General features: G+C 63.7%; 23 protein-coding genes, 6 tRNA genes and 1 pseudogene. 13 read left to right on the top strand and 17 right to left on the bottom strand.

Annotated features, from left to right (window positions below; all coding sequences use genetic code 11):
• The first annotated feature begins 49 nt into the window (after nt 1-49).
• Nucleotides 50-1,147, top strand: a complete 1,098-nt coding sequence (thiO, locus tag CAG34_RS22610; RefSeq protein WP_085592510.1) for a glycine oxidase ThiO — start codon at nt 50-52, stop codon at nt 1,145-1,147.
• Between the two features lie 516 nt (nt 1,148-1,663).
• On the opposite strand, the gene CAG34_RS22615 is transcribed toward thiO, so the two are convergent.
• The 10 genes from CAG34_RS22615 to CAG34_RS22660 form a co-directional block, all read right to left on the bottom strand.
• Nucleotides 1,664-3,073 (bottom strand): amidase, encoded by a 1,410-nt coding sequence (locus tag CAG34_RS22615; RefSeq protein ID WP_085592512.1) that lies wholly within the window; start codon nt 3,071-3,073, stop codon nt 1,664-1,666.
• A 1-nt stretch (nt 3,074) separates the two neighbouring features.
• Nucleotides 3,075-4,352 (bottom strand): Zn-dependent hydrolase, encoded by a 1,278-nt coding sequence (locus CAG34_RS22620; RefSeq protein WP_085592515.1) that lies wholly within the window; start codon nt 4,350-4,352, stop codon nt 3,075-3,077.
• Between the two features lie 152 nt (nt 4,353-4,504).
• Nucleotides 4,505-5,200 (bottom strand): ABC transporter ATP-binding protein, encoded by a 696-nt coding sequence (locus CAG34_RS22625; RefSeq protein ID WP_047934069.1) that lies wholly within the window; start codon nt 5,198-5,200, stop codon nt 4,505-4,507.
• Nucleotides 5,200-5,952 (bottom strand): ABC transporter ATP-binding protein, encoded by a 753-nt coding sequence (locus tag CAG34_RS22630; RefSeq protein WP_039614950.1) that lies wholly within the window; start codon nt 5,950-5,952, stop codon nt 5,200-5,202. The genes CAG34_RS22625 and CAG34_RS22630 overlap by 1 nt, the downstream gene beginning before the upstream one ends.
• Entirely contained in the window at nt 5,952-6,971 is a 1,020-nt protein-coding gene (locus CAG34_RS22635) for a branched-chain amino acid ABC transporter permease (protein ID WP_039614951.1), read from the bottom strand. Before CAG34_RS22635 ends, CAG34_RS22630 begins: the two co-directional genes overlap by 1 nt.
• 1 nt (nt 6,972) lies before the next feature.
• A complete protein-coding gene (locus CAG34_RS22640) occupies nt 6,973-7,833 on the bottom strand; it encodes a branched-chain amino acid ABC transporter permease (RefSeq protein ID WP_039614952.1) in 861 nt (286 codons plus the stop codon).
• A gap of 65 nt (nt 7,834-7,898) precedes the next feature.
• On the bottom strand, nt 7,899-9,101 hold the full coding sequence (locus CAG34_RS22645; RefSeq protein WP_085592517.1) for an ABC transporter substrate-binding protein: 1,203 nt from the start codon (nt 9,099-9,101) through the stop codon (nt 7,899-7,901).
• Nucleotides 9,102-9,191: 90 nt separating this feature from the next.
• On the bottom strand, nt 9,192-9,956 hold the full coding sequence (locus CAG34_RS22650) for a FadR/GntR family transcriptional regulator (RefSeq protein WP_047934916.1): 765 nt from the start codon (nt 9,954-9,956) through the stop codon (nt 9,192-9,194).
• A gap of 226 nt (nt 9,957-10,182) precedes the next feature.
• A complete protein-coding gene (locus tag CAG34_RS22655; protein WP_085592519.1) occupies nt 10,183-10,413 on the bottom strand; it encodes a PP0621 family protein in 231 nt (76 codons plus the stop codon).
• Between the two features lie 94 nt (nt 10,414-10,507).
• Nucleotides 10,508-11,527 carry an outer membrane protein assembly factor BamD gene (locus CAG34_RS22660; RefSeq protein WP_025337604.1) on the bottom strand — a complete coding sequence of 340 codons (1,020 nt, stop codon included), beginning with the start codon at nt 11,525-11,527 and terminating at the stop codon, nt 10,508-10,510.
• Nucleotides 11,528-11,674: 147 nt separating this feature from the next.
• On the opposite strand from CAG34_RS22660, the gene rluD reads away from it, so the two are divergent.
• The 8 genes from rluD (at nt 11,675) to CAG34_RS22700 (ending at nt 17,019) form a co-directional block, all read left to right on the top strand.
• The gene (gene rluD, locus CAG34_RS22665; protein WP_025337605.1) at nt 11,675-12,637 is read left to right on the top strand and encodes a 23S rRNA pseudouridine(1911/1915/1917) synthase RluD; all 963 of its coding nucleotides are present in this window, start codon (nt 11,675-11,677) and stop codon (nt 12,635-12,637) included.
• Complete coding sequence (gene pgeF / locus CAG34_RS22670; protein WP_085592521.1) at nt 12,634-13,374, top strand: peptidoglycan editing factor PgeF; 741 nt, start codon at nt 12,634-12,636, stop codon at nt 13,372-13,374. The genes rluD and pgeF overlap by 4 nt, the downstream gene beginning before the upstream one ends.
• A gap of 250 nt (nt 13,375-13,624) precedes the next feature.
• On the top strand, nt 13,625-16,189 hold the full coding sequence (gene clpB, locus CAG34_RS22675; RefSeq protein ID WP_025337607.1) for an ATP-dependent chaperone ClpB: 2,565 nt from the start codon (nt 13,625-13,627) through the stop codon (nt 16,187-16,189).
• A 386-nt stretch (nt 16,190-16,575) separates the two neighbouring features.
• Nucleotides 16,576-16,651 (top strand) — tRNA-Asn (locus CAG34_RS22680).
• A gap of 4 nt (nt 16,652-16,655) precedes the next feature.
• Nucleotides 16,656-16,732: transfer RNA gene (locus CAG34_RS22685), tRNA-Pro, on the top strand.
• Nucleotides 16,733-16,738: 6 nt separating this feature from the next.
• Nucleotides 16,739-16,814, top strand: a tRNA-Lys gene (locus CAG34_RS22690).
• A 47-nt stretch (nt 16,815-16,861) separates the two neighbouring features.
• Nucleotides 16,862-16,938 (top strand) — tRNA-Pro (locus tag CAG34_RS22695).
• Nucleotides 16,939-16,943: 5 nt separating this feature from the next.
• A tRNA-Lys gene (locus CAG34_RS22700) sits at nt 16,944-17,019 on the top strand.
• Between the two features lie 229 nt (nt 17,020-17,248).
• Here the strand turns inward: CAG34_RS22700 and CAG34_RS22705 are convergent.
• From CAG34_RS22705 to CAG34_RS22715, 3 genes are all read right to left on the bottom strand, one after another.
• Nucleotides 17,249-18,544: an NAD(P)/FAD-dependent oxidoreductase gene (locus CAG34_RS22705; protein WP_025337608.1), complete on the bottom strand. Its 1,296-nt coding sequence runs from the start codon at nt 18,542-18,544 to the stop codon at nt 17,249-17,251.
• Nucleotides 18,545-18,628: 84 nt separating this feature from the next.
• The gene (locus tag CAG34_RS22710) at nt 18,629-18,802 is read right to left on the bottom strand and encodes a DUF3094 family protein (RefSeq protein ID WP_013970765.1); all 174 of its coding nucleotides are present in this window, start codon (nt 18,800-18,802) and stop codon (nt 18,629-18,631) included.
• A 133-nt stretch (nt 18,803-18,935) separates the two neighbouring features.
• A complete protein-coding gene (locus tag CAG34_RS22715; RefSeq protein WP_013970766.1) occupies nt 18,936-19,565 on the bottom strand; it encodes a DUF1780 domain-containing protein in 630 nt (209 codons plus the stop codon).
• Nucleotides 19,566-19,698: 133 nt separating this feature from the next.
• Between CAG34_RS22715 and CAG34_RS22720 the strand changes: the two genes are divergently transcribed.
• Nucleotides 19,699-20,406 (top strand): energy-coupling factor ABC transporter permease, encoded by a 708-nt coding sequence (locus CAG34_RS22720; protein WP_085592523.1) that lies wholly within the window; start codon nt 19,699-19,701, stop codon nt 20,404-20,406.
• Nucleotides 20,407-20,541: 135 nt separating this feature from the next.
• On the opposite strand, the gene yacG is transcribed toward CAG34_RS22720, so the two are convergent.
• The 4 genes from yacG to CAG34_RS22740 are packed head-to-tail and all read right to left on the bottom strand — an operon-like array spanning nt 20,542 to nt 23,439.
• Nucleotides 20,542-20,742, bottom strand: a complete 201-nt coding sequence (gene yacG / locus CAG34_RS22725; RefSeq protein WP_003260624.1) for a DNA gyrase inhibitor YacG — start codon at nt 20,740-20,742, stop codon at nt 20,542-20,544.
• Entirely contained in the window at nt 20,739-21,362 is a 624-nt protein-coding gene (gene coaE, locus CAG34_RS22730; protein ID WP_075043664.1) for a dephospho-CoA kinase, read from the bottom strand. Before coaE ends, yacG begins: the two co-directional genes overlap by 4 nt.
• Nucleotides 21,362-22,228 (bottom strand): A24 family peptidase, encoded by an 867-nt coding sequence (locus CAG34_RS22735; RefSeq protein WP_085592525.1) that lies wholly within the window; start codon nt 22,226-22,228, stop codon nt 21,362-21,364. The genes coaE and CAG34_RS22735 overlap by 1 nt, the downstream gene beginning before the upstream one ends.
• Before the next feature lie 2 nt (nt 22,229-22,230).
• Entirely contained in the window at nt 22,231-23,439 is a 1,209-nt protein-coding gene (locus CAG34_RS22740; RefSeq protein WP_085592528.1) for a type II secretion system F family protein, read from the bottom strand.
• Between the two features lie 216 nt (nt 23,440-23,655).
• On the opposite strand from CAG34_RS22740, the gene CAG34_RS22745 reads away from it, so the two are divergent.
• The 3 genes and pseudogenes from CAG34_RS22745 to CAG34_RS22755 all read left to right on the top strand — a co-directional run bounded on the left by CAG34_RS22745 (nt 23,656) and on the right by CAG34_RS22755 (nt 25,703).
• Nucleotides 23,656-24,066, top strand: coding sequence for a pilin (locus tag CAG34_RS22745; protein WP_085592530.1), 411 nt, complete (start codon nt 23,656-23,658; stop codon nt 24,064-24,066).
• A gap of 71 nt (nt 24,067-24,137) precedes the next feature.
• Nucleotides 24,138-24,213: transfer RNA gene (locus CAG34_RS22750), tRNA-Thr, on the top strand.
• A gap of 163 nt (nt 24,214-24,376) precedes the next feature.
• A pseudogene (locus CAG34_RS22755) lies at nt 24,377-25,703 on the top strand (tyrosine-type recombinase/integrase).
• Nucleotides 25,704-25,790: the final 87 nt, after the last annotated feature.

Below are 25,790 nucleotides of genomic sequence, written 5' to 3' on the forward strand. Positions count from 1 at the left end.
GAATGATGCCCGGTGCATCGCGGATTTACTTCAGGTGTTGGATCGACAGATGAGCAAGCAAGTAGTGGTGGTCGGTGGCGGGGTGATCGGCCTGCTGACGGCATTCAACCTGGCGGCGAAGGTCGGGCAGGTGGTGGTGTGTGATCAGGGTGAAGTCGGCCGCGAGTCGTCCTGGGCCGGCGGTGGCATCGTTTCGCCGCTGTACCCGTGGCGCTACAGCCCGGCCGTGACCGCCTTGGCACACTGGTCACAAGACTTTTATCCACAGCTGGGCGAGCGCTTGTTCGCCAGCACCGGCGTCGACCCCGAAGTGCACACCACCGGCCTGTACTGGCTCGACCTGGACGACGAGGCCGAAGCGCTGGCCTGGGCCGAGCGTGAGCAGCGGCCGCTGAGTGCCGTGGATATCTCGGCGGCCTATGACGCGGTGCCGGTGCTGGGCCCGGGCTTCAAGCGTGCCATCTACATGGCCGGCGTGGCCAACGTGCGCAACCCTCGCCTGGTGAAGTCGCTCAAGGCGGCGTTGCTGGCGTTGCCCAACGTGACCTTGCGTGAGCACTGCCAGATTACCGGCTTCGCCGAGCAAGGCGGTCGCGTGACCGGTGTGCAGACGGCAGACGGCGTGCTGGCGGCGGATGAGATGGTGCTCAGTGCCGGCGCCTGGAGTGGCGACCTGCTGCGTACGCTCGGCCTGGAATTGCCGGTGGAGCCGGTGAAGGGCCAGATGATTCTGTTCAAATGTGCCGAAGACTTCCTGCCGAGCATGGTGCTGGCCAAGGGGCGCTATGCGATCCCGCGGCGCGACGGGCATATTCTGGTGGGTAGCACGCTGGAGCATGCCGGGTACGACAAGACCCCGACCAAGGAGGCGTTGGAGAGCCTGAAGGCCTCGGCGGTGGAATTGTTGCCTGAGCTCGAGGGGGCCACGGTGGTGGCGCACTGGGCCGGGCTGCGGCCAGGGTCGCCGGAAGGTATTCCGTATATCGGGCCGGTGCCGGGGCATTCGGGGTTGTGGTTGAACTGCGGGCATTACCGCAACGGGCTGGTGCTGGCGCCGGCTTCGTGCCAGCTGTTTACCGACCTGTTGACTGGGGCAGAGCCGATCATTGACCCGGCGCCGTATGCGCCAGCCGGGCGGTTGAGCTGAGGTCGCCGGGGCCGCTTTGCGGCCCTTTCGCCGGCAAGCCAGCTCCCACAGGTCCACCTACAGCCTCGGGACCTGTGCTTTGCCTGTGGGAGCCGGCTTGCCGGCGATGAGGCCAGCAAGGCCAATAAATATTCCAGCCGGCGGGGCCAATAGAGTACTCAACCGGTAGGTTGAGCTGAGATTGCCGGGGCCGCTTTGCGGCCCTTTCGCCGGCAAGCCAGCTCCCACAGGTCCACCTACAGCCTCGGGACCTGTGCTTTACCTGTGGGAGCCGGCTTGCCGGCGATGAGGCCAGCAAGGCCAATAAATATTCCAGCCGGCGGGGCCAATAGAGTACTCAGCCGGTAGGTTGAGCTGAGATTGCCGGGGCCGCTTTGCGGCCCTTTCGCTGGCAAGCCAGCTCCCACAGGTCCACCTACAGCCTCGGGACCTGTGCTTTGCCTGTGGGAGCCGGCTCGCCGGCGATGAGGTCAGCAAGGCCAATAAATATTCCAGCCGGCGGGTCCAATAGAGCACTCAACCGGTAATCGGTGCCTGCAAGTGCCGGCTAGGGTAATGCTGCTCATAGACCTTGCACACCCGCAGTACCTGCTCATCGGCAAAGCGCCCGGCCACCACCTGCAGCCCCACCGGCAACCCCTCGCGGGTGAACCCGCACGGCACCGAAGCCGCCGGCTGCTGGGTCAGGTTGAAGGGATAGCTGAACGGCGTCCATTCCATCCACTGCGTCATCCCCGACTCCGGCGGCACATTGTGCCCTGCCTCGAATGCCACCAGCGGTAGCATCGGCGATACCAGCAGGTCATGACGCTGGTGGAAGGCATTCATCTTCGCGATCAACTCTGCGCGTGCCTCCAGGGCCTGGGTGTAGTCACCCAGACTGATTCGCGCTCCCTGTTCGGCAATCCAGCGCAGCCCTGGGTCAAGCTGCGCCCGCTGTTCATCGCTGAACGCACTGGCCAACCGCGCCGCGCCGGCAAACCACAGGGTATTGAACGTCTCCAGCGGGTCGCCGAACCCCGGGTCGACTTCCTCAACCTGTGCGCCCAGCCGTGCCAGGCGCTGCACGGCTTGGGCCACCAGTGCCTGGATCTGCGGGTCGACCTGCACGTAACCGAAGTTGGCACTGTAGGCGATGCGCAGGCCGCTCAGGTCCTGCTCCTGGCCCAGCCACGGCGCCTGCCTGGGTGCGCCGGCCAACCCGTCACGGGCATCGGGGCGGGCGACGCAGTCGAGCATCAGTACCGAATCGTCGACGGTGCGCGTCATCGGCCCCAGGTGCGACAGCACGGTCATGGCACTGGCCGGCCATTGCGGTACGTAGCCGAAGGTCGGCTTGATGCCGAAGGTGCCGGTAAAGGCGCAAGGGATGCGAATCGAGCCGCCGGCATCGCTGCCCTGGTGCAGCACGCCCAGGTTCAGCGCGGCTGCCGCCGCGGCGCCACCAGACGAGCCGCCGGCGGTCAGCCGGGTATCCCAGGGGTTGCGGGTGATGCCGTACAGCGGGTTGTCGGTCACCCCCTTCCAACCGAACTCCGGCGTGGTGGTCTTGCCCACCAACACAGCGCCGGCTTCGCGCATGAAGGCCGTGAAGGGCGCATCGACTTCCCACGGGCCGGCTCCCGAGGTGGTGCGCGAGCCCTTGCGTGTGGGCATGCCCCGGGTCAGGGTCAGGTCCTTGATCGAGGCGGGTACGCCATCCAGCCGGCCGCAGGGCTCGCCACGCTGCCAGCGCTGTTCGCTGGCGCGGGCGGCGGCGCGGGCACCTTCGCCGTCGACATGGCAATAGGCGTTGACCGCCGGGTTGTGCAGGTCGATGCGCGCTAGCACATCGTCGATCACCTCGACCGGTGACAGTTGGCGGCGCTGGTACAACTCAAGCAGTTCGACGGCGGTGAACTCGCCAATCGCGGTTTTCTGGGTCATCTCAACGGGCTCCCGGGTTGGCGGCCTGGAACATGGCGCGCAGCAGCACGTCGCAGCCATCGGCCAGGTCCTGTGGCGCGGCATTTTCGATTTCGTTGTGGCTGATGCCGCCCTCGCAAGGCACAAAAATCATCCCGGCCGGGCCCAGTTCGGCGAGGAAGATCGCGTCGTGGCCGGCGCCGCTGACGATATCCATGTGGCTCAGGCCCAGCTCCCGCGCGCCTTGGCGCACGGCGTCCACGCACTGCTCGGCGAAGTACAGCGGCGGGAAGTCGGCGGTTGGCGTCAGCTCGAAACTCAACCCGTGTCTTGCCGTGCTGGTTTCAATGGCCGCGCGTACTTCGCTGACCATGGCGGCGAGGTGCTCGGGGTCGAGGTGGCGCAGGTCGATGGTCATCTGCACCTGGCCGGGGATGACATTGCGCGAGCCCGGGTGCAGGTTCAGGCAGCCGACGGTGCCGCAGGCATGCGGCTGGTGGGCGTGCGCCACGCGGTTGACCGCAGCCACCACCTCGGCGGCACCGACCAGGGCATCCTTGCGCAGGTGCATCGGGGTCGGGCCGGCATGGGCCTCGACGCCGGTCAGTACCAGGTCGAACCATTTCTGCCCCAGGCAGCCCTGGACCACGCCAATGGTGGTGCGCTGGTCTTCCAGCACCGGGCCTTGTTCGATATGTGCTTCGAAGTAGGCACCGACGGCATGCCCGGTGGGCACGCGTGGGCCGGCATAACCGATGCGCTGGAGTTCCGCGCCTACCGACAGGCCCTGGTCGTCGACCTTGGCCAGGGTCTCCTGCAGGCCGAACTTACCGGCGAACACGCCCGAGCCCATCATGCACGGCGGGAAGCGCGAGCCTTCCTCGTTGGTCCATACCACCACTTCCAGCGGGGCCTCGGTGGTCAGGTCCAGGTCGTTCAGGGTGCGCAGTACCTCGAGGCCGGCCATGACCCCGTAGCAGCCGTCGAACTTGCCGCCGGTGGGTTGGGTGTCGATGTGGCTGCCGGTCATCACTGGCGGCAGGGCCGGGTTGCGCCCGGGGCGGCGGGCGAAGATGTTACCGATGGCGTCGATGCTGACCGTGCAGCCGGCGTCTTCGCACCAGCGCACGAACAGGTCGCGGGCCTGGCGGTCGAGGTCGGTCAGGGCCAGGCGGCATACGCCACCCTTGGCGGTGGCGCCGAGCCGGGCCAGGTCCATCAGCGATTGCCAGAGGCGATCGCGGTTGACCAGCGGGCCCTGGTCGAGCAGGTGCTGCGAGGGATCGATGCGGGTGTTCATGGTTCATCTCTCCTGAAATGACTGGGTTGCTTGTGCCGGCCTCTTCGCGGGCTTGCCCGCTCCCACAGGGATCTCACCTCTCTCAGGCCGGTGGAGTACCTGTGGGAGCGGGCAAGCCCGCGAAGAGGCCGGTACAGAAAAACGGATCTGGGTCAGGCACTAAGGGCCAGGTAACGGTTCTTGATGCTCGGATCCTCGCGGAACTGCGCCGCACTGCCCTGGTAGGCGACGCGGCCCTGTTCCAGCACGTAGTGGCGGTCAGCGAGGGCGTCGCAGACCATCAGGTTCTGTTCCACCAGCAGGATCGACAGGCCTTCGTCCTTGATCCGCCGCAGAATCCTCACCAGTTCGTCGACGATCACCGGGGCCAGGCCTTCGGTGGGCTCGTCGAGGATCAGCAGCTTGGGGCCGTTGAGCAGGGCGCGGGCGATGGCCAGCATCTGCTGCTCGCCGCCGGACAGGGCGAAACCGCCGTTGCGGCGCCGTTCCTTCAGCCGCGGGAACATGCTGTACACGTCTTCCAGCTGCCAGCGGCTGTCCTTGCGAACGGCAATCCTCAGGTTCTCCTCCACGCTGAGCTGGCGAAAGATGCCGCGGTGCTCTGGCACCAGGGCAATGCCGAGCCGGGCGATATCGAAGATTTCGCGGCCGACCAGCTGCTGGCCGTTGAAGCTGATCTGCCCCTGCCGTGGGCGGACGATGCCGAGGATGCTGCGCAGGGTGGTGGTCTTGCCGGCGCCGTTGCGCCCCAGCAGGGTCACCAGTTCGCCAGCCTCGACCTTGAGCGAGACGCCTTCGAGCACATGGCTCTTGTCGTAGTAGGAGTGGATCGAATCGACATTGAGCATCAGGCGGCCTCTCCAAGGTAGGCGGTGCGGACACGCTCGTCGTTGCGCACCTGTTCAGGGGTACCCTCGACCAGGATCTGGCCGTGGCTCATCACCGTGATGCGCTGGCTGATCGACATGACGATGCTCATGTTGTGCTCGATCAGCAGCACGGTGTGGTCGCGGCCGAGGTCGCTGATCAAGTCGGTCATCACCGGGATGTCGTCGATGCCCATGCCCGAAGTGGGTTCGTCGAGCATCAGCAGGGTGGGTTTGGCGCAGATCGACATGCCCACCTCCAGCACCCGTTGCTGGCCGTGCGACAGCTCGCCGGCCAGGGTCTCGGCGCGGGCGGCAAGCTTCAGGCGCTCCAGCACCTGGTCGGCGGTGTCCCAGTGGCTGCGCTTGTGCTCGACGCTGCGCCAGAAGTTCAGCGCACCCAGGCCATCGCGGCCCTGGGCGGCCAGGCGCAGGTTCTCGCGCACCGACAGGTTCTGGAACAGGCTGGTGAGCTGGAACGAACGGGCCATGCCCAGCGCCACGCGCCCGTGGGACGGCTTGCGGATGATGTCCTGGCCGTTGAACAGGATCTTGCCCGCGGTGGCCTGGCGCTCGCCGGTCAGGCAGTGGAACAGGCTGGTCTTGCCGGCGCCGTTGGGGCCGATGATGGTGTGGATGGAGCCGGCGCGAACCTTGAGGTCGACACCCGCAACCGCCTTGAACGGCCCGTAGGCCAGCTCCAGCTGGCGGGTTTCCAGGAGGTAGTCGCTCATCACAGAGTCTCCTTGGTCTTGGCCTGGGGTTTGTCATTGGCATTGCGGTTAGCCAGCAGGCGCTTGCCCAGTTCGGCCAGGCCGCCCCACAGGCCGCCACGCATGAACACCACCACCAGGATCAGGATCACCCCCAGCAGCATCAGCCAGCGCGGCCACAGCTCCGACAGCACGTCGCCCAGCAGCACGATGGCGCCGGCCCCCAGCAGCGAGCCGAACAGCGAGCCGGTGCCACCCACGATGGTCATGATCAGGATGTTCTCGCTCATCATCAGGTCGATGTTCGACAGCGGCGCAAAGTGCAGCAGCATGGCGTACAGCGCCCCGGCGATACCGGTGATGGCGCCCGACAGCATGAACACCAGGATCTTGAAGTGGCGGGTGTCGTAGCCGATGGCTGCGGCGCGGGTCTCGTTTTCGCGGATGGCCAGCAGGGTGCTGCCGAATGGCGAGCGGATCACCCGCAGCGCGCCGGCAAAGATCAGCAGGAACAGCACCGCGACGAACACATAGAAGTGCCGTGGGTCGGCCAGGTCGACCAGCACATGGCCGGCGATTTCGATGTTGGGCCGGGGCACATCGAGCAGGCCGTTGTCACCGCCGGTCCAGCCGCTGAGGGTGTAGGCCAGGAAGTAGGCCATCTGGCTGAAGGCCAGGGTCAGCATGACGAAGTAGATACCCGTGCGGCGGATCGCCAGGGCGCCTACCAGCAGCGCCAGGAAGGCACCGAACACTGCTGCGCCCAGCAGCGCGGCGAACATGCCCCACTGCAGGTGGATCATCAGCAGCGCCGCGCCATAGGCGCCTACGCCAAAGAAGATGCCCTGGCCGAACGACAGCAGGCCGGTGTAGCCGAGCAGCAGGTTGCAGGCCAGCGCCGCCAGGGCAAAGATCAGGATCTCGGTGGCCAGGGTGGCCGATGGCAGCAGCAGCGGCAGCGCCACCAGGCTGGCGACCACCAGCAACAGTAGGGCCGGGGCGCGGCCCTTGGCGACTGGCAATGGGTTTTTCTCGCTCATCTCAGGCTCTCCCGAACAGGCCATAGGGACGGACCAGGATCACTGCGGCCATGGCGCCGTAGATCATCAGGCTGGCGCCTTGCGGCCAGAGGCTGGTCATCATGCTTTGCACCACACCCACCAGCAGGCCGCCGACCAGGGCGCCGCCGAACGAGCCCATGCCGCCGATCACCACCACCACGAAGGCGATGCCGAGGATTTCCGGGCCGACGAAGGGCTGGGCGCCACGCAGCGGTGCGAACAGCACGCCCGCCACGCCGGCCAGGCCCACGCCCAGGGCGAAGGTCAGGGAGAACAGGCGGAAGATGTTGGTGCCCAGCAGCGACACGGTTTCGGTGCTTTCGCTGCCGGCCCGCACCAGGGCGCCGAAGCGGGTGCGCTCCAGCAGCAGCCACAGGCCAAGGCCGATCAGCGCGGCGAAACCGATCAGGAACAGCCGGTAGTAGGGGTAGATGAAGTCACCGACGATCAGCACCCCGCGCAGCTCCGGCGGCACGGCGATGTTCTTGCCCACCGGGCCCCAGATCAGTACCGAGGCTTCCTGGATGATCAGCGCAATACCGAGGGTGACGAGGATCTGGAAGGTGTGCGGCAGGTGGTAGATGCGTTTGATCAGCAGACGCTCGACCGCCCAGGCCAGCGCCGCCACCACCAGCGGTGCGATCAGCAGGGCCAGCCAGAAGTTGCCGGTAATGGCCACGGCGGTGTAGCACAGGTAGGCGCCCAGCAAGAAGAACGCGCCGTGGGCGAAGTTGACGAAGTTGAGCAGGCCGAAAATGATCGTCAGGCCCACGGCGATGAGGAAGTAGATCATCCCCAGGCCCAGGCCGTTGAGCAGTTGGAACAGGTACAAATCGAGCATGAGCGTGCCCTCGACAGCGCGCGATGCGGCTGCCTGTACGAGTGTTTGTGACTGACGCCGCGGCCTCAGGCCAGGGCGCAACCGGTGTGGTCGACTTCGACGAACGAGCGGCCCGAGCTGATGACTTCGGCCAGGTCGTCCTCATCGCGCATCTGCCCCTGGGGCTTGCCGCGCAGCAGGTAGTAATCCTTGAGCACCTGGTGGTCGCCCGGGCGGATCAGTTCTTCGCCGGTCGGGCCCTGGAAGCGCATGCCCTGCAATGCCGCGGACACGGCGGCGCCATCCAGGCTGCCGGCCTTGATGATGGCTTCGAGCATGACCTTGGTGCCGATGTAGTCGGCCGCCAGCGGGTAGTTGGGGTTGATGCCATAAGCCTTGCGGGTGGCAGCGACCAGCTGCTGGTTCAGTGGGGTATCGACCTGGTGCCAGTACTGCGCGCCCAAGTACACGCCTTCGAGCACGTCGCTGCCCAGCTCCTGGAACTGATCGAGGCCGGCGGACCACACAATCAGCACTTTCATGCGCTCCTTGATGCCGAAGTTCACTGCCTGGCGCAGGGCGTTGGACGCCTGGCTGCCGAAGTTGAGCAGCACCAGCACGTCGGGCTTGGCGGCGATGGCGTTGGTCAGGTAGCCGGAAAACTCCTGCTCCTGCAGCGAGTGGTAGCTGTTGCCGATGTGTTCCACACCGAGCTCGGCGAACACCTTGCGGGCGTTGTCCAGCAGGGCATCGCCGAACACGTATTGCGGGGTGATGGTGTACCAGCGCTTGGCCTGTGGCAGCTGGCGGATCATTGGCACCAGCGTTTCGCGGATGGCGCCGTAGGTGGGCACCGACCAGCGGAAGGTCGAGGCATTGCAGTCCTTGCCGGTGATTTCGTCAGCGCCGACCGGGGTCATGAACACGCCGCCGGCCTTGTGGATTTCCTTCGACACCGCCAGTGCCGAGGACGACAGGGTGCAGCCCTGGAAGAAGCGGGCGCCATCCTGGCCGATGGCTTCCTGCACCTTGCGCACCGCCTTGCCGGCGTTGCCTTCGGTGTCGATGACCTTGTACTTGAGCGGGTGGCCGAGCAGTTGCGGGTATTCGGCGATGGCCAGGCGTGAGCCCATGTCGGCGTACTTGCCGTAGCTGGCGAAGGCGCCAGACATGGATTTGAGCCCATAGAAGGTCAATGGTTGCTCGGCGAATGCCCGGTGCGCCCCCAGGGGGAGGCTACCTAAGGCACCCAGGGCAAGGCCTGCCTTGAGCAGGGTACGTCTTTGCATGAGTAACTCCTTGGTTGTGGTTATTAGGCAGGAGTGGCAATGACAAAGCGGGTACGGCCGGGCCTGTGTGCAGGCCTCTTTCCAGGCGGATCAGTGGTGGTGTTCGAACTCCAGCAGGAAGTTGCGGGCAACCTCGCCTTCCAGCGCGGTCATGTGGTGTTCGGCGTCGCACATGTGTTCGTGCATCAGCCGGCGTACGGCGGGCTCGTCGCTGGCGCGCAGGGCGGTCAGCAATTGCTTGTGGTAGGCGATGTTGGCAGCGGCGAACTGCTGGCGCTTGGGCAGGTAGGCCTTTTTCAGCACCACCAGGTCGCGCAGCAGGTCGTTGAGGAACACCGCCATGAAACGCAGCAACGGGTTGGGGCAGCGGTCGGCCAGCAGGGTGTGGAATTCCAGCTCCGCCAGGCGCTGTTCGCGCTGGCCTTCTTCGCTGTCTTCCGGGGCGCTGCAGAAGTCGATGTTGGCCTGCAGCGCGGCGTAGTCGGCTTCGCTCAGCTTGCCCATTACCGATACCGCCAGCTCCACCTCGATGACCTTGCGCAACTGGTACACCTGTTCGCCGTCCAGGTGCTGGAAGTGCAGGTAGTTGCGCAGCGCGCGGCTGGCAGGTTCGGTGCCGACTTCATTGAGGTAGGCGCCGCCGCTCGGGCCGGTGCGGGTGCTGACCAGGCCCTCGACTTCCAGGGCCTTGAGCGCTTCGCGGGCGGTTCCCTTGGAGCACTCGAAATGCTCCATCAGCTCACGTTCGGTGGGCAGGCGGTCGCCGGGGTGCAGCGCTTCGGTGACGATCGAGCGCTTGACCGATTCGACGATCACATCGGACAGCTTCTGGCGCTTGCGTTTGGGTTTGAGCATTTCGCTATTTTTCATATTTATGCGGATAAATAGGATTTAGCGAGTTTTGCCGGGGTGGGTCAATGCTGGCGGCGGGGGAGGGGTCGCAAATGGTGCGAAAGGGTCGGGGAGGGATAAGTGATGTTGGGATTCACCGCACAACCTGTGGGAGCGGGTTCACCCGCGAATGCTGCAGTGAAGCTACCGACGCATTCGCGGGTGAACCCGCTCCCACAGGGTACTGTGTTCAGTTCTGGCGGTCTGGGCCCTGTTGCAGGTGCGCCTGGCTGCAATACCACTCGTTGCCCTGCTGCAGCGCCCGGTCATTGGGCAGGTGCACGCCGCAATGGGCGCAGCGCACCATCTTCAGCGGCGCATCCAGCTTGGCCTCGGGGTGCGACTGTTGGCTGGCTTTGAACTTGCGCCACAGCCAGAACGCTGCGGCGATCAGGGCGATCCAGAAAAGTAGGCGAACCATGGTGTCCAGCTTGTCGGTTGAAGAAGCCGACAGTCTAGGACGCGGCCAATAAAAAAGGGAGGCCCAAGGCCTCCCTTTCATGTACCGCTGCGTATCAGTCGAACAGACCAAAGGTCATGTAGCTGAACCAGGAGCGGTCTTTCTCGGCTTCCTTCGGCCCTTCCGGCACGATCGGGTCACCGTTCTCGTCAGTCGGCAGCAACTCACGTGGCATCTCGTCACGTGCGTCCTGGAACTGCTTGACCACGTCCTGGTTGGCGCGGGTTTCACCCGGCGGCAGCGGGGTTTCGGTTTCGATCAGGCCCAGGGTCGCCTTGGACAGCCAGCCGCGGCCGTCAGACTCGGTCTGCTTTGGCTGGAACTCGCCATCTGCCAGGCTCGGGTGGTCCGGGTAGTTGAGCTTGAGGGTTTCCAGGCTGGTGGCGGCCAGTTCGTCCAGGTGCATCTTCTGGTACGCCTCGACCATCACCGCCAGGCCGTCGCCGACCGATGGGGTTTCCTGGAAGTTCTCCACCACGTAGCGGCCACGGTTGGCGGCGGCTACATAGGCCTGGCGGCTCAGGTAGTAGTCGGCCACGTGGATTTCGTACGAGGCCAGCAGGTTGCGCAGGTAGATCATGCGCTGCTTGGCGTCGGGCGCGTAGCGGCTGTTGGGGAAGCGGCTGGTCAGCTGGGCGAACTCGTTGTACGAGTCGCGGGCAGCACCCGGGTCACGCTTGGTCATGTCCAGCGGCAGGAAGCGCGCCACCAGGCCACGGTCCTGGTCGAACGAGGTCAGGCCCTTGAGGTAGTAGGCATAGTCGACGTTCGGGTGCTGCGGGTGCAGGCGGATGAAGCGCTCGGCAGCCGACTTGGCAGCCTCGGGCTCGGAGTTCTTGTAGTTGGCGTAGATCAGCTCGAGCTGCGCCTGGTCGGCATAGCGGCCGAACGGGTAGCGCGACTCCAGGGCCTTGAGCTTGTTCACGGCGCTGGTGTAGCTGGAGTTGTCCAGGTCAGCTTGCGCCTGCTGATACAGCTCGGCCTCGCTGAGGTTCTCGTCAATCACTTCTTTATTGGAGGAACAGGCCGCGGTGAGCCCGAGGATGGCGATCAGCAGCAGGTGTTTCACTTGCATGGCGGCTTGCGTCCCTTTGACGGCCGCTGTCTTGGGCGGTGCCGTCCTGTTATGATGAGCGCCCCGGCCAACCCCGGGACAAAAGAAGTCGTATTTAACCACAAGCTCGCAGCCGAAACCAAAGGCTGTGCGCCCGCCGAATCGAGCATGTCCGAGATCATTCAACTTAGCGCAGAGGTCCCGTCCGAACTGGGCGGTCAACGCCTCGACCAGGTCGCCGCCCAATTGTTCGCCGAGTACTCGCGTTCCCGGCTGACTTCGTGGATCAAAGAAGGCCGCCTGACGGTCGATGGTGCCGTGGTGCGCCCTCGAGACCTCGTCTATGGTGGCTCGCAACTTGTCCTGGAGGCCGAGCAAGAGGCCCAGGGCGAGTGGGTCGCCGAAGATATCGAGCTGGATATCGTCTACGAAGACGACCATATCATGGTGATCAACAAGCCTGCCGGGCTGGTTGTGCACCCGGCCGCCGGGCATGCCAGCGGGACTTTGCTCAATGCACTGCTGCACCACGTGCCTGACATCGTCAACGTACCGCGTGCCGGTATCGTCCACCGCCTGGACAAGGACACCACCGGCCTGATGGTGGTGGCCAAGACCTTGCAGGCGCAGACCCGGCTGGTCGAGCAGATGCAGGCGCGCAAGGTCAGCCGCATCTACGAGTGCATCGTGATTGGCGTGGTCACTGCCGGCGGCAAGATCGATGCCCCGATCGGCCGCCACGGCGGCATGCGCCAGCGCATGGCGGTCACCGACGGCGGCAAGCCGGCGGTCAGCCACTACCGTGTGCTCAAGCGCTTCCGCTCGCACACCCACGTGCGGGTCAAGCTGGAAACCGGCCGTACCCACCAGATTCGCGTGCACATGGCTCACGTTGGCTTCCCGTTGGTCGGCGACCAGACCTACGGCGGGCGCTTCCGCATTCCGCCGGCAGCCAGCCCGACCATGGTCGAGGCGGTGAAAACCTTCCCGCGCCAGGCACTGCATGCGCGCTTCCTGGCATTGGCCCACCCGATTACCGGTGAAGTCATGAAGTGGGAATCGCCGCTGCCGGATGACTTCGTCTGGTTGCTGTCGCTGCTGAACCAGGACCGCGAGAGCTTTGTCGGATGAGTGGCCTGACGCAGTCGCTGCTGTTCCCCGACTGGCCAGCCCCGGCCTCGGTGCGCGCCTGTGTCACCACCCGCCAGGGCGGCGTCAGCCTGCCGCCCTATGAAACCTTCAACCTTGGCGACCATGTAGGGGACGACCCTGCCGCGGTGGCCGAGAACCGTCGTCGCCTGAGCGACGAATTCGCCATCCAGCCGGCCTGGCTCAAGCAGGTGCATGGGCTGGTGGTGGCGGATGCCGACCCGGCCGTGGTGGCCGAGGCCGACGCCAGCTGGACCGACCAGCCTGGCATTGCCTGCACCGTGATGACTGCCGATTGCCTGCCTGCGCTGTTCTGCGACCGGGCCGGTACCCGCGTGGCCGCGGCGCATGCTGGCTGGCGCGGGCTTGCCGGTGGTGTGCTGGAGGCCACCTTGGATCGCCTGGCACTGCCGCCCGAAGAGGTGCTGGTGTGGTTGGGGCCGGCGATTGGCCCGCAGGCGTTCGAAGTGGGGCTGGAGGTGCGTGATGCCTTTACGGCGGTGCACCCGGAAGCGGCCAGGGCCTTTGTCGATGGTGCCCGGCCGGGCAAGTTGATGGCCGACATTTATGAGCTGGCGCGTATTCGATTGGCGGCGCGTGGGGTGACTGCTGTTTACGGCGGTGGCTTGTGCACAGTCAGCGATGAGCGGTTCTTCTCCTATCGCCGTACCCCGCAGGGTGGGCGCTTTGCTTCCCTGGTGTGGCTGGAACCTCGCTAGCCTGCGCCGGCCTCTTCGCGGGTGAACCCGCTCCCACAGGATAATCACAGGCCCTGAGAGCGGTGCAGTACTTGTGGGAGCGGGTTCACCCGCGAATGGCCCAGCACTAATCCAACAGGTTGACCCCGGTCAACCCCGCTACGCTTGAATCTTCCAGAATCAGCCTTATCTATAAGGTCATCTCAGGCAGGTTTCTTCATAAACAGGCGCTGTCCATCGCTCCGACCTGCCCTTTAAAGGAAGGTACCCCATGCGAATAGACCGTTTGACCAGCAAGCTGCAGCTTGCAATATCCGATGCCCAATCCCTGGCCGTTGGCATGGACCACCCTGCCATCGAGCCCGTGCACCTGTTGCAGGCACTGCTCGAGCAGCAGGGCGGTTCGATCAAGCCGCTGCTGATGCAGGTAGGCTTCGACATCAACAGCCTGCGCCAGGCGCTGGTGAAAGAACTCGACCAGCTGCCGAAAATCCAGAACCCCACCGGCGACGTGAACATGTCGCAGGACCTGGCGCGCCTGCTCAACCAGGCCGACCGCCTGGCCCAGCAGAAGGGTGACCAGTTCATTTCCAGCGAGCTGGTGCTGCTGGCCGCCATGGACGAGAACAGCAAGCTCGGCAAGCTGTTGTTGAGCCAGGGCGTGACCAAGAAGGCCCTGGAAAATGCCATCAACAACCTGCGCGGCGGCGCGGCCGTCAACGACGCCAACGCCGAGGAATCGCGCCAGGCGCTGGACAAGTACACCGTCGACCTGACCAAGCGTGCCGAAGAAGGCAAGCTGGACCCGGTGATCGGCCGTGACGACGAAATCCGCCGTACCGTGCAGGTGCTGCAACGCCGTACCAAGAACAACCCGGTGCTGATCGGTGAGCCTGGCGTAGGCAAGACCGCCATCGCCGAAGGCCTGGCCCAGCGCATCATCAATGGTGAAGTGCCCGACGGCCTCAAGGGCAAGCGCCTGCTGGCGCTGGACATGGGCGCGCTGATTGCCGGTGCCAAGTACCGCGGCGAGTTCGAAGAGCGCCTCAAAGGCCTGCTGAACGAGCTGTCCAAGCAGGAAGGCCAGATCATCCTGTTCATTGACGAACTGCACACCATGGTCGGCGCCGGCAAAGGCGAGGGCGCCATGGACGCCGGCAACATGCTCAAGCCGGCCCTGGCCCGTGGCGAGCTGCACTGCGTTGGCGCCACCACGCTGAACGAGTACCGCCAGTTCATCGAGAAGGACGCGGCCCTGGAGCGCCGCTTCCAGAAGGTGCTGGTCGAGGAGCCGAGCGAGGAAGACACCATCGCCATCCTGCGTGGCCTGAAGGAGCGCTATGAAGTGCACCACAAGGTGGCCATCACCGACGGCGCCATCATTGCTGCGGCCAAGCTCAGCCATCGTTACATCACCGACCGCCAGCTGCCGGACAAGGCCATCGACCTGATCGACGAAGCGGCCAGCCGCATCCGCATGGAGATCGACTCCAAGCCGGAAGTGCTTGACCGCCTCGATCGTCGCCTGATCCAGCTGAAGGTGGAATCGCAGGCGCTGAAGAAGGAAGAAGACGAAGCGGCAAAAAAACGCCTGGAGAAGCTGACCGAGGAAATTGACCGGTTGGAGCGTGAATACGCCGACCTGGAAGAAATCTGGGCTTCCGAGAAGGCCGAGGTGCAGGGCTCGGCGCAGATCCAGCAAAAGATCGAGCAGGCCCGCCAGGAGCTGGAGACCGCCCGTCGCAAAGGCGACCTGAGCCGCATGGCCGAGCTGCAGTACGGGGTGATCCCGGACCTGGAGCGCAGCCTGCAGATGGTCGACCAGCACGGCAAGACCGAGAACCAGTTGCTGCGCAACAAGGTCACCGAGGAAGAAATTGCCGAAGTGGTGTCGAAGTGGACCGGTATCCCGGTGGCCAAGATGCTCGAAGGCGAGCGTGAAAAGCTGCTGAAGATGGAAGAGCTGCTGCACCAGCGCGTGATCGGCCAGGGCGAGGCGGTAACCGCGGTGGCCAACGCCGTGCGCCGTTCGCGTGCCGGGCTGTCCGACCCGAACCGGCCGAGTGGCTCGTTCCTGTTCCTCGGCCCGACCGGGGTGGGCAAGACCGAGCTGTGCAAGGCGCTGGCCGAGTTCCTGTTCGACACCGAAGAGGCGATGGTGCGCATCGACATGTCCGAGTTCATGGAGAAGCATTCCGTGGCTCGCCTGATCGGTGCCCCACCAGGCTATGTAGGGTATGAAGAGGGCGGTTACCTGACCGAGGCGGTACGGCGCAAGCCATACTCGGTGGTGCTGCTGGACGAGGTGGAGAAGGCCCACCCGGATGTGTTCAACGTGCTGCTGCAGGTGCTGGAAGACGGCCGCCTGACCGACAGCCACGGGCGCACCGTGGACTTCCGCAACACCGTGATCGTGATGACCTCCAACCTGGGCTCGGCGCAGATCCAGGAACTGGTGGGTGACCGCGAGGCACAGCGTGCGGCGGTGATGGATGCGGTGGGTTCGCACTTCCGTCCTGAATTCATCAACCGTATCGACGAAGTGGTGGTGTTCGAGCCACTGGGCCGCGAGCAGATTGCCGGCATTACCGAAATCCAGCTGGGCCGCCTGCGCAGCCGCCTGCTGGAGCGCGAACTGTCGCTGAGCTTGAGCCCGGAGGCGTTGGACAAGCTGATTGCCGTGGGTTACGACCCGGTGTATGGCGCACGGCCGCTGAAGCGGGCCATTCAGCGCTGGATCGAAAACCCGTTGGCGCAGTTGATCCTGGCAGGCAAGTTCATGCCTGGGACGGCGATTACCGCCAAGGTGGAAGGCGACGAAATCGTCTTCGGCTGATCTGTTTCACCATGAGCCCCGCATCTGCGGGGCTTTTTTTTGCCTGTGGGAGCGGGCATGCCCGCGAAGAGGCCCTCACAGCCCCAGCAAATCCGGGCCTTTCCGGCTTCCCGGATAACTAGCTGAAATTTTTGAAATTTTTGCTTGCATCTAAAATCGAGTGCCCCTAATATACGCCGCGTTGTCAGGCACTAAGCGAATCACCAGCAACATCGGTGACCGCAAAACAACTTACAAATCAGTAAGTTGAATGAAAAAAAGTGGTTGACAAGCAAAACGAAGAATGTAGAATAGCCGGCCTCAGCAGCGACAACGCGAAAGCGGATAGCCAAAGAGACCGAAGCTAACACAAGCTTCGAAGCTGTAAAGATGTGCCGAAGTTCAGTTCCGCGATAGCTCAGTCGGTAGAGCAAATGACTGTTAATCATTGGGTCCCTGGTTCGAGTCCAGGTCGCGGAGCCAATCTCGGGGTGTAGCGCAGTCCGGTAGCGCGCCTGCTTTGGGAGCAGGATGTCAGGAGTTCGAATCCCCTCACCCCGACCATTTTCCGGGTCGTTAGCTCAGTTGGTAGAGCAGTTGGCTTTTAACCAATTGGTCGTAGGTTCGAATCCTACACGACCCACCATGTAAAAAGGGCATCTCAAGCGAGATGCCCTTTTTCTTTAAGTATCACGGGGTGTAGCGCAGTCCGGTAGCGCGCCTGCTTTGGGAGCAGGATGTCAGGAGTTCGAATCCCCTCACCCCGACCATTTCCGGGTCGTTAGCTCAGTTGGTAGAGCAGTTGGCTTTTAACCAATTGGTCGTAGGTTCGAATCCTACACGACCCACCATGAAAAAAAGGGCATCTCGCATGAGATGCCTTTTTTTTGCCTCGAATTTATCCAACCAAAAATGCCCCCTTCGGTGCATCTCGGCGATCGTCTTGCAAGAGGGCTACCGGCCCTATCGCCGGCAAGCCAGCTCCCACCAGGAGCTCCACAGACCTCGAGTCTTGTGCAGTCCCTGTGGGAGCTGGCTTGCCGGCGATGAGGCCAGTACAGGCAACCGCTATTGCATGTGTCAGTGCAATTTCAGGCGCGGCTCGGTACCCCGGCCAATCTTGCTACCCAGCATCATCAACGCCGTACGGAAGAACCCGTACAACGCCATCTGGTGCATCCGGTACAGCGACACGTAGAACATCCGCGCCAGCCAGCCCTCCAGCTTCACGCTGCCCATCAGGTTACCCATCAGGTTGCCCACCGCCGAGAAGCGCGACAGCGACACCAGCGAACCGTAGTCCTTGTACTCATAGGTCGGCAGCGCCTTGTTCTCCAGCCGCGCCTTCAAACTCTGCGCCAGCATCGAAGCTTGCTGGTGCGCCGCCTGGGCACGTGGCGGCACGTTGCGGTCGCTACCCGGTTGCGGGCAGGCGGCGCAGTCACCGAAGGCAAAGATATTGTCGTCACGCGTGGTCTGCAGGGTAGGGCGCACCACCAGCTGGTTGATGCGGTTGGTTTCCAGGCCATCGATGTCCTTGAGGAAACCCGGCGCACGGATACCGGCCGCCCACACCTTCAGGCTGGCCTGGATCACTTCACCGTCCTTGGTTTTCAGGCCATCCTCGGTCACTTCACTGACGGCGGCATTGGTCATCACCTTCACCCCGAGCTTTTCCAGGGTCTTGTGCACCGGCACGCTGATGCGCTCTGGCAGTGCCGGCAACACGCGCGGGCCTGCTTCGATAATGGTGATGTGCATGTCTTTGGGCTGGATGCGGTCCAGGCCATAGGCCGCCAGTTCGTGGGCCGCGTGATGCAGCTCGGCGGCCAGTTCCACACCGGTGGCACCGGCGCCGACGATGGCCACGCTGATCTTCTCGCTCGCCACATCACCGGCATGGGCACGCAGGTAGTGGTTGAGCAACTGCTGGTGGAAACGCTCGGCCTGCTTGCGGGTGTCGAGGAACAGGCAGTGCTGCGCCGCGCCCAGGGTGCCGAAGTCGTTGGTGTTGGAACCCACGGCAATGACCAGGGTATCGTAGCCCAGGGTGCGCGCAGGCAGCAGCTCGCGGCCCTCTTCGTCGAGGGTGGCGGCCAGTTGAATCTGTTTGCCTTCACGGTCCAGGCCGCTCATGCGCCCCAGCTGGAAGTTGAAGTGGTTCCACTTGGCCTGGGCCACGTAGTTCAGTTCGTCTTCCGAGGAGTTCAGCGAGCCGGCGGCCACTTCGTGCAGCAGGGGCTTCCAGATGTGCGTGAGGTTGGCGTCGACCAGGGTGATCTCGGCCTGCTTGCGCTTGCCCAGGCTTTTACCCAGGCGGGTCGCCAGTTCCAGGCCGCCGGCGCCGCCGCCGACAATCACGATGCGATGAGTCATGGGGATATCTCATAAGGTTTACGGAATTCGTGGCCCCGGGGGCCGGCCGCAAACTGCACGGGGGGAGGGCGAGCGCGAAGCAGCTCATAGCACCAGTCCACTGAGCAGGCGGCTGATGAGACCCAACCCGATGGTCACGGCCACCACCAGCACAAGGAGCAGCCACGGCCGGAAAGGCCTGCGCTCGACTTGGTGCTGGGGGGCTCGCAGATACTCATCGACACGACGCTGATCTTCCGGATTCAGGCGGCTGGTCATGGTAGGGCCTCGTCAGGTAGACGTTTGTGACTGCGTAAACGCTACAGTGTTCACGCAAGCGCTTGAAACAAATGATAATGCTTTCTATCTCTGGCGCCGAGTGTACGCCATCGCAAACATTCGCTGCACTGGATCAAAGACTGATGCCCACGTCGAACACAATGCTGCGGCCCAGGTTGCCGCGCAGGAAGTCCGGCGCGTCGGGGTGGGCGAACAGCACCCGGGCAAAGGTCGGCCCGACCAGCGACAGCGAGCGCCAGCCTTGGCGCAGGTATTCGGTGGGCGGCGGGAAGTGAGTGTTGAGGTCGAGCACTTCGCGCTTGAGGCTGGCGAAGGCAATGATGTCCAGCTCGTTCAGCTCCAGCCCGCGTTCCCGGTAGTTGTGCGCCTTCTTGCGCAAGGTCGGCGCCAGCCGCCCCAGCAGCTCGGTGGCACTGATGCGCCGCGGGCGCGCCTCGCGGCGTACCAGCTGCGCCAGGGAGAATGCACTGCGCCGGCGCTGCAGTTCTTCGCGCCATTCATCGTTGAGCCGGCGGCCCTCGTCGAGCACGAAAAACACCTCGAATGCAGCGTCACGGAACAGCACATCTGGCGGTTCTTGCCCGGCCGGGGTGAAGTCCTCGCTGCGATAGGGGATGTTCAGCCCCTGCAACAGGCGTTGGCACACCCAACGCTCCCGCTCCCACTTGCGGGCGTTGGAGAGAAAGGCATTGGCTTGTTCCGCCTGGATGGTAAGCAGGCGCAGGTAGTCTGAGTCATCCATGCAGACAAGCTTAGCCGCTAATCGATGACGATAAGATGCTGTTTGTGCGCAGGAATCAGCCCGGTACCGGCGCACTGTTGCGCTACCCCTGCCAGATGAAACCGAGAATGGGTGTAGACTCGGCTTTATCCACATGGCTGCAAGGGGCATTCCTCAGGTGATCAGCGCGCAGGTGTTGTCCGGCACCACCCTTACGCTTGGCTGGCTGGGATATGTGCCGTTGCTGATCTGGGCGGTCAGCCAGGTGCGCTGGGTTGAGCTGTTCACTGACCGGCGCCGCCAGCATCTGCTGTTTGGCACGGTGTTCTGCCTGTTTGCCTTGTGGTTGGTGCGGCGCGATTTCGATACCGGGGTGTCGTACCACTTCATTGGCATGACGGCGGTCACGCTGTTGCTGGACTGGCCACTGGCGGTGCTGGGCGGATTCATGGCCCAGCTCGGCTTGCTGGCGCTGGGGCGCCAGGACCTGGCGGCGCTTGGGGTGAATGGCTTGTTGCTGGTTGGCCTGCCGGTGCTGATAGCCGAGGCGTGCGCGATAGGGGTCGAGCGCGCCCAGCCGCGGAACCTGTTTGTGTATATCTTCTGTTCGGGGTTCTTCCCGGCGGCACTGACCGTGCTGGCCTGCCTGTCGACCGCGTTGGGGCTGTTGTGGCTGGACGGGCGCTTCGCCATGCCGGAGTGGCTCAGCGATTTTGTCGGCTACCTGTGGCTGATGATGTTCCCCGAAGCGTTTATCAACGGCACGGTGATCAGTGCGCTGGTGGTGTTTTGCCCGGAGTGGCTGGAAACCTTCAACCGCACGCGGTATCTGCAGGCGCCGTGGAAAGAGGATGATCGGTGATTTTGTGGCGGCTGTATTGGCCCTTTCGCGGGTAAACCCGCTCCCACAGGTATTGCACCAGCCTTAAGAACCCTGAGGTCCTTGTGGGAGCGGGTTCACCCGCGAAAGGGCCCTGAAGGACACCTTGCTATCGGATCAATGCCGCGGCTCCAAATCCCCCGAGTACAGCTCATCCTCGGACTCTTCCGCCCCCGGAATCTTGTGCTCCTCCGCCGCCCAGGCGCCCAAGTCGATCAGCTTGCAACGGTCCGAACAGAATGGCCGGAACGGGCTTTTCTCGTTCCATTCCACAGGTGCGCCACAGGTCGGGCAATCGACGGTCAATGGCTGGCTCATGGCTGGCCTCCTCGTAAAGTCAGGTAAAAGTGGTGCAGGCGGTCAATCTGCTGATGCAGCGCGGCCAGGTCGCCGTCATTGACCACCACATCATCGGCATGGCGCAGGCGCTCCTCGCGGGCCAGCTGGGCCTTGAGAATGGCCTGCACCTGCTCGGCGCTGGTGTTGTCACGCGCCAGGGTACGCGCCACCTGCAGCTCCTGCGGCGCATCGATCACCAGCACCCGCTGGGTCTTCTGGTACTGGCCCGACTCGATCAGCAGCGGCGACACATACACCGCATACGGCGACTCCGCCTTGGCCAGGTAGCTGAAAATCTCCTGCCCGATCAGCGGGTGCAGCAATTGCTCCAGCCATTTGCGCTGCGCCGGGTCGGCGAAGATCAGCTGGCGCAGGGCGGCGCGATCGAGTTGGCCGTCGGCCTGCAGCACGCCGGCGCCAAAGCGCTCGACGATGCTGGCCAGGGCCGGGCGGCCAGGCTCGACAACCCAACGCGCCGCCTGGTCGGCATCGACCAGGTGCACGCCAAGCTCGACGAAACGCTCGGCAGCGGCGCTCTTGCCGCTACCAATGCCGCCGGTCAGGCCGAGAATCCAGGGGGTAAAGGCCGCAGTGGTCATCAGAATCCAAGCAGTTGTGTGTATGAAGCGTATATTTCATCACCCCAGAGCACGGCAATCCACCCCGCAATCGCCAGATAGGGGCCGAACGGGATCGCCGTACCCATGGCATGCCGGCGCAGACGCAGCAGGCACAGCCCAGCCAGCGCCCCAACCACCGACGACAGCAGCAAGGTCAACGGCAACACCTGCCAGCCACCCCAGGCCCCGATCAGCGCCATCAGCTTGAAGTCGCCATAGCCCATGCCTTCCTTGCCAGTGACCAGCTTGAACAGCCAATACACCGTCCAAAGGCTGAGGTACCCGGCCACCGCGCCCCACAGCGCGCTGGTCAGCGGGATGTAGAGGCCGAAGGCGTTGACGATCAGCCCCAGCCACAGCATCGGCAGCACCAGCGCATCCGGCAGCAACTGATGCTCGGCATCGATCAGGCTCAGGGCCAGCAGGCACCAGGTCAGCGGCAGTGCCAGCAAGGCCTCGGGCGAAGCACCAAAGCGCCAGGCCACCACCAGCGACAGCAGCGCGCAGGCTAACTCCACCAATGGGTAGCGCGGGCTGATGCGGGTTTTGCAGGCTGAACAACGCCCGCGCAAGGCCAGGTAGCTGATGATCGGAATGTTTTCCCACGCACGAATCCGGTGCGCGCAATGCGGGCAGCGCGACGCGGGTAGCCACAGGTCGAAACGCTCGTGCGGCGTGATCGGCAATTCCAGCATTTCCTGCGCCTCACGCTGCCATTGCCGCTCCAGCATGATCGGCAGGCGGTACACCAGCACATTGAGAAAACTGCCCACCACCAGGCCGAGCACCGTGGCCAGGGTGAGAAAGTACGCTGGCTGCTCAGCCAGCAAAGTCCATAAAGTCATGTTCAGATCAAGCTACCCAACTGGAAGATCGGCAGGTACATCGCCACCACCAGGCCGCCCACCAGCAGGCCCAGGACCAGCACGATGGCCGGCTCCAGCAGGCTGGTCAACTGGTCCAGCGCCTGGCTGACCTGTTCCTCGTAATGGCTGGCGGCTTTTTCCAGCATCTGGTCCAGCGTGCCACTGGATTCCCCGATGGCCGTCAGTTGCACCAGCAGCGGCGGAAACAGCGGCTCAGCGACCATCGCCTGGTGCAGCCCCTGCCCATTGGCCATGCCCTGACGCAGCCGCAACACCGCCTGTTCATGCAGGTCGCCGCCACTGACCCTGGCCACCGTGCCCAGCGCATCCAGCAACGGCACCCCGGCGGAGTAGGACGTTGCCAGGCTGCGCGCAAAGCGCGCCAGCGCCGCCTGCCCCAGCAGCGTGCCGAACACCGGCAAGCCCAGCACCCGGCGAGATATCCACAGGCGCGCTGGCGCGTGCTGCCGGTAGAGCTGGCGCATGGCAAAACCTAGCACCACGCCCATCACCAGCAACAGCGGCGCAAACCGGCTCAGCCCTGTGGACAAGTCGATCACCCATTGGGTAAATGCCGGCAACGCCACGCCCATGCCAGAGAACATGCTCTCGAATTTCGGAATCACCTCCAGCAACAGGATCGCCGACACCCCCAGCCCCGTCAGCAACAGCAGCAACGGGTAGATCATCGCCTTGCGCACCTTCTTGTGCAGCACCCGACGCTGCTCCAGCATGCCCGCCAGCTGTTCCAGCTGCCGGTCGAGCGTGCCGGACTGCTCACCCACCCGCACCAGGTTGCAGTACAACGCATCGAACCACCCCGGGTGGCGCTGCAACGCATCCGCCAGCCCCAGGCCCGAGGCCACATCCTGTTTCAATCTATCCAGCAATGCCGCCTGCGCCGCATCACAGCCACTGCGCCCCATCACCTCGAACGCCTGCAGCAGCGGCACCCCGGCCTTGAGCAAGGTCGCCAGTTGCCGGCTGAACCCCGCAGGGTCGGCCTTTGCCCGCCGTTTCGGCAAACTGAACGTCAGCCCACCGGCAGGCCGCAAACTGGCTACCTTGATGCCCTGGCGGATAAGCCCGGCACGCACATAAGCCGGGCTGCGCCCAGACGTTTGCCCACTGACCGGCGCGCCGTTGGCGTCGGTGCCGTGCCAGGTGTAGAGGAGTGTGGATTGGGTCATGCGAAGGTCCTTTTTCTGCCCGTGCGACAAGCCTGGAAACAGCTTGCCGCGTCCATGCAAGGGCGCGCGTCCGTGATGCTCACTAGAGTAGTTCAGCGAAGACGACGCCCAAGCGGGCAGGGGTGACAAAAGGTGTCTGTTCAGGCCTACTGCGCCGCTGCCAGCCGGGGTCGAGCCTGACCTCAACGAGTACGCGTATCAAAAAGGAAAACGTTCATGAAAGGGCAACGCGGTATCACCCTGATCGAACTGATGATCGTCGTCGCGATCATCGGCATTCTGGCGACCATCGCCTTACCGATGTACACCAACCACCAGTCACGCTCCAAGGCCGCGGCCGGGTTGCTGGAGATCAGCGCGCTGAAGACCGCGATGGACCTGCGGTTGAATGACGGGAAGGATGTTGCGGATGTGGCCGCGCTGGGTGGCCAGCCGGCGACGGCGCACTGTGCGATCACGGCTAGTGGCAAGGCGGCGGATGGTAGCGGGAGCATCGTTTGCACGCTGGTGGATGCGCCGGCCAATGCGCTGGGCAAGGCATTGACCCTGACGCGTTCGGCTAGTGGGTGGGCGTGTACGACCGACCTCGAGGAAGACCTAGCGCCGAAGGGGTGCAAGGCGCCTTGAGGGTGGGGCAATAAACTAGCGGAAACAGGGGTTTGCGTAACGGGTGCGAGCAGTGGTACGTTGCGCTACACGCCGGTGTAGCTCAGTCGGTAGAGCAGCGCACTCGTAACGCGAAGGTCGCAGGTTCGATTCCTGTCTCCGGCACCACATCCAGCTCACTGCATTCCGCTGAATGCTTTGGAAACCCTCTAAACCGGCCTTCTGGCCGGTTTCTCGTTTCCACGACCCTCCGTCGGGAACCAACAAAATCCCCAATAACCGGGGGTATTTTTGGGGTACAGCGTCTTTCCTGCATGGAGAACGTACCCCTATGCCACGCCTAGCCATTCCGCTCAGCGACCTCAAATGCCACGGCCAAGCCGCGTGATCGCGCTTACAAACTGTTCGACGGCGGGGGCATGTACCTGTACGTCGCGCCCTGTGGCTCGAAGACTTGGCGGCTGCGGTATTTCAAACCCAACGGCAAGGAAGGCACGCTGATCATAGGCAAGTACCCCATCGTTTCATTGGCCGTTGCGAGGACCAAGCGCGATGAGGCCAAGGCGCTGTTGCTCGACAACCTTGATCCGATGGAAGAGAAGCAGAAGGCCAAGATTGCAGCTCAGCGGGCAAGTCTTCTGTTTGAAACCGTCGCTCTGGAGTGGCATGTCGAAATGTCCCGTCGCTGGACTGAGGGCCACGCCAAGACGGTGCTGAGCAGGTTGCGTACCCATGTGTTTCCACTGATTGGCCAGAGGCCTATCGCTGAACTCGACACCCATGATCTCCTTGAGGTCACCCAGCGGATCAAGGATCGCGGCACCATGGATGTAGCGCTGCGTGTGCATAACTATCCATCCACGATCATGCGGGGTGCGAAGCGGGCGCGGCAGATCACTCAAAATCCGGCGCTCGATCTGGCAGGCTCGATTCAAGCGCCGCGTACCGTACACCGTCCTGCGCTCTCGCTGAACCGCCTTCCTGAATTGTTGAGCCGAATCGACAACTACACCGGTCGCGAGCTGACCCGGCTCGCAGTGCTGCTTACGCTGCATGTGTTCGTGCGTTCGAGCGAACTGCGCTTCGCCCGGTGGGATGAGTTCGACCTACAACGGGCGATGTGGGAGATCCCCGATACCCGCAAGCCGATTGAAGGCGTCCGCTATTCCACACGCGGGACCAAGATGAGTGGGGACATTCAGATAGTGCCGCTGTCGCCTCAAGTCATCGAGATCCTTGAACAGCTGCGCAGCTTGAACCGCTTCTCTGAACTCGTGTTGCCTGGTGACCACAGATACTGGAAACCCTTGTCGGAGAATACGGTTAACCAGGTGCTGCGCAATATGGGCTACGACACCACCAAGGACGTGTGCGGGCATGGTTTCCGGACCATGGCTTGTAGTGCCTTGCTCGAATCAGGGCTGTGGACGGACGCGGCGATTGAGCGGCAGATGAGCCATCAGGAGCGTAACCGCGTGCGCGCCGCGTATATCCACAAGGCTCAATTTCTGGAGCAGCGCCGATTGATCATGGCGTGGTGGAGTAACTACATCGATGCCAACAGATCGGCCCATGTTACTCCGCATGATTTTGCCCATCCGGTAGGCGACAACGTCACAGCCTTGCCAAATGGTCATGGCGCATTCAATCGCGGGTGAGCCTGCAAGATCGGCGCTGGCTACGCTTTCACGCGGGTCCATCCAAACAGGGCTGCAAAGCCGCCCTGTTTGGATGGACCTTGCTTT

Source organism: Pseudomonas sp. B14(2017) (assembly GCF_002113255.1).
Lineage (GTDB): Bacteria > Pseudomonadota > Gammaproteobacteria > Pseudomonadales > Pseudomonadaceae > Aquipseudomonas > Aquipseudomonas putida_Z.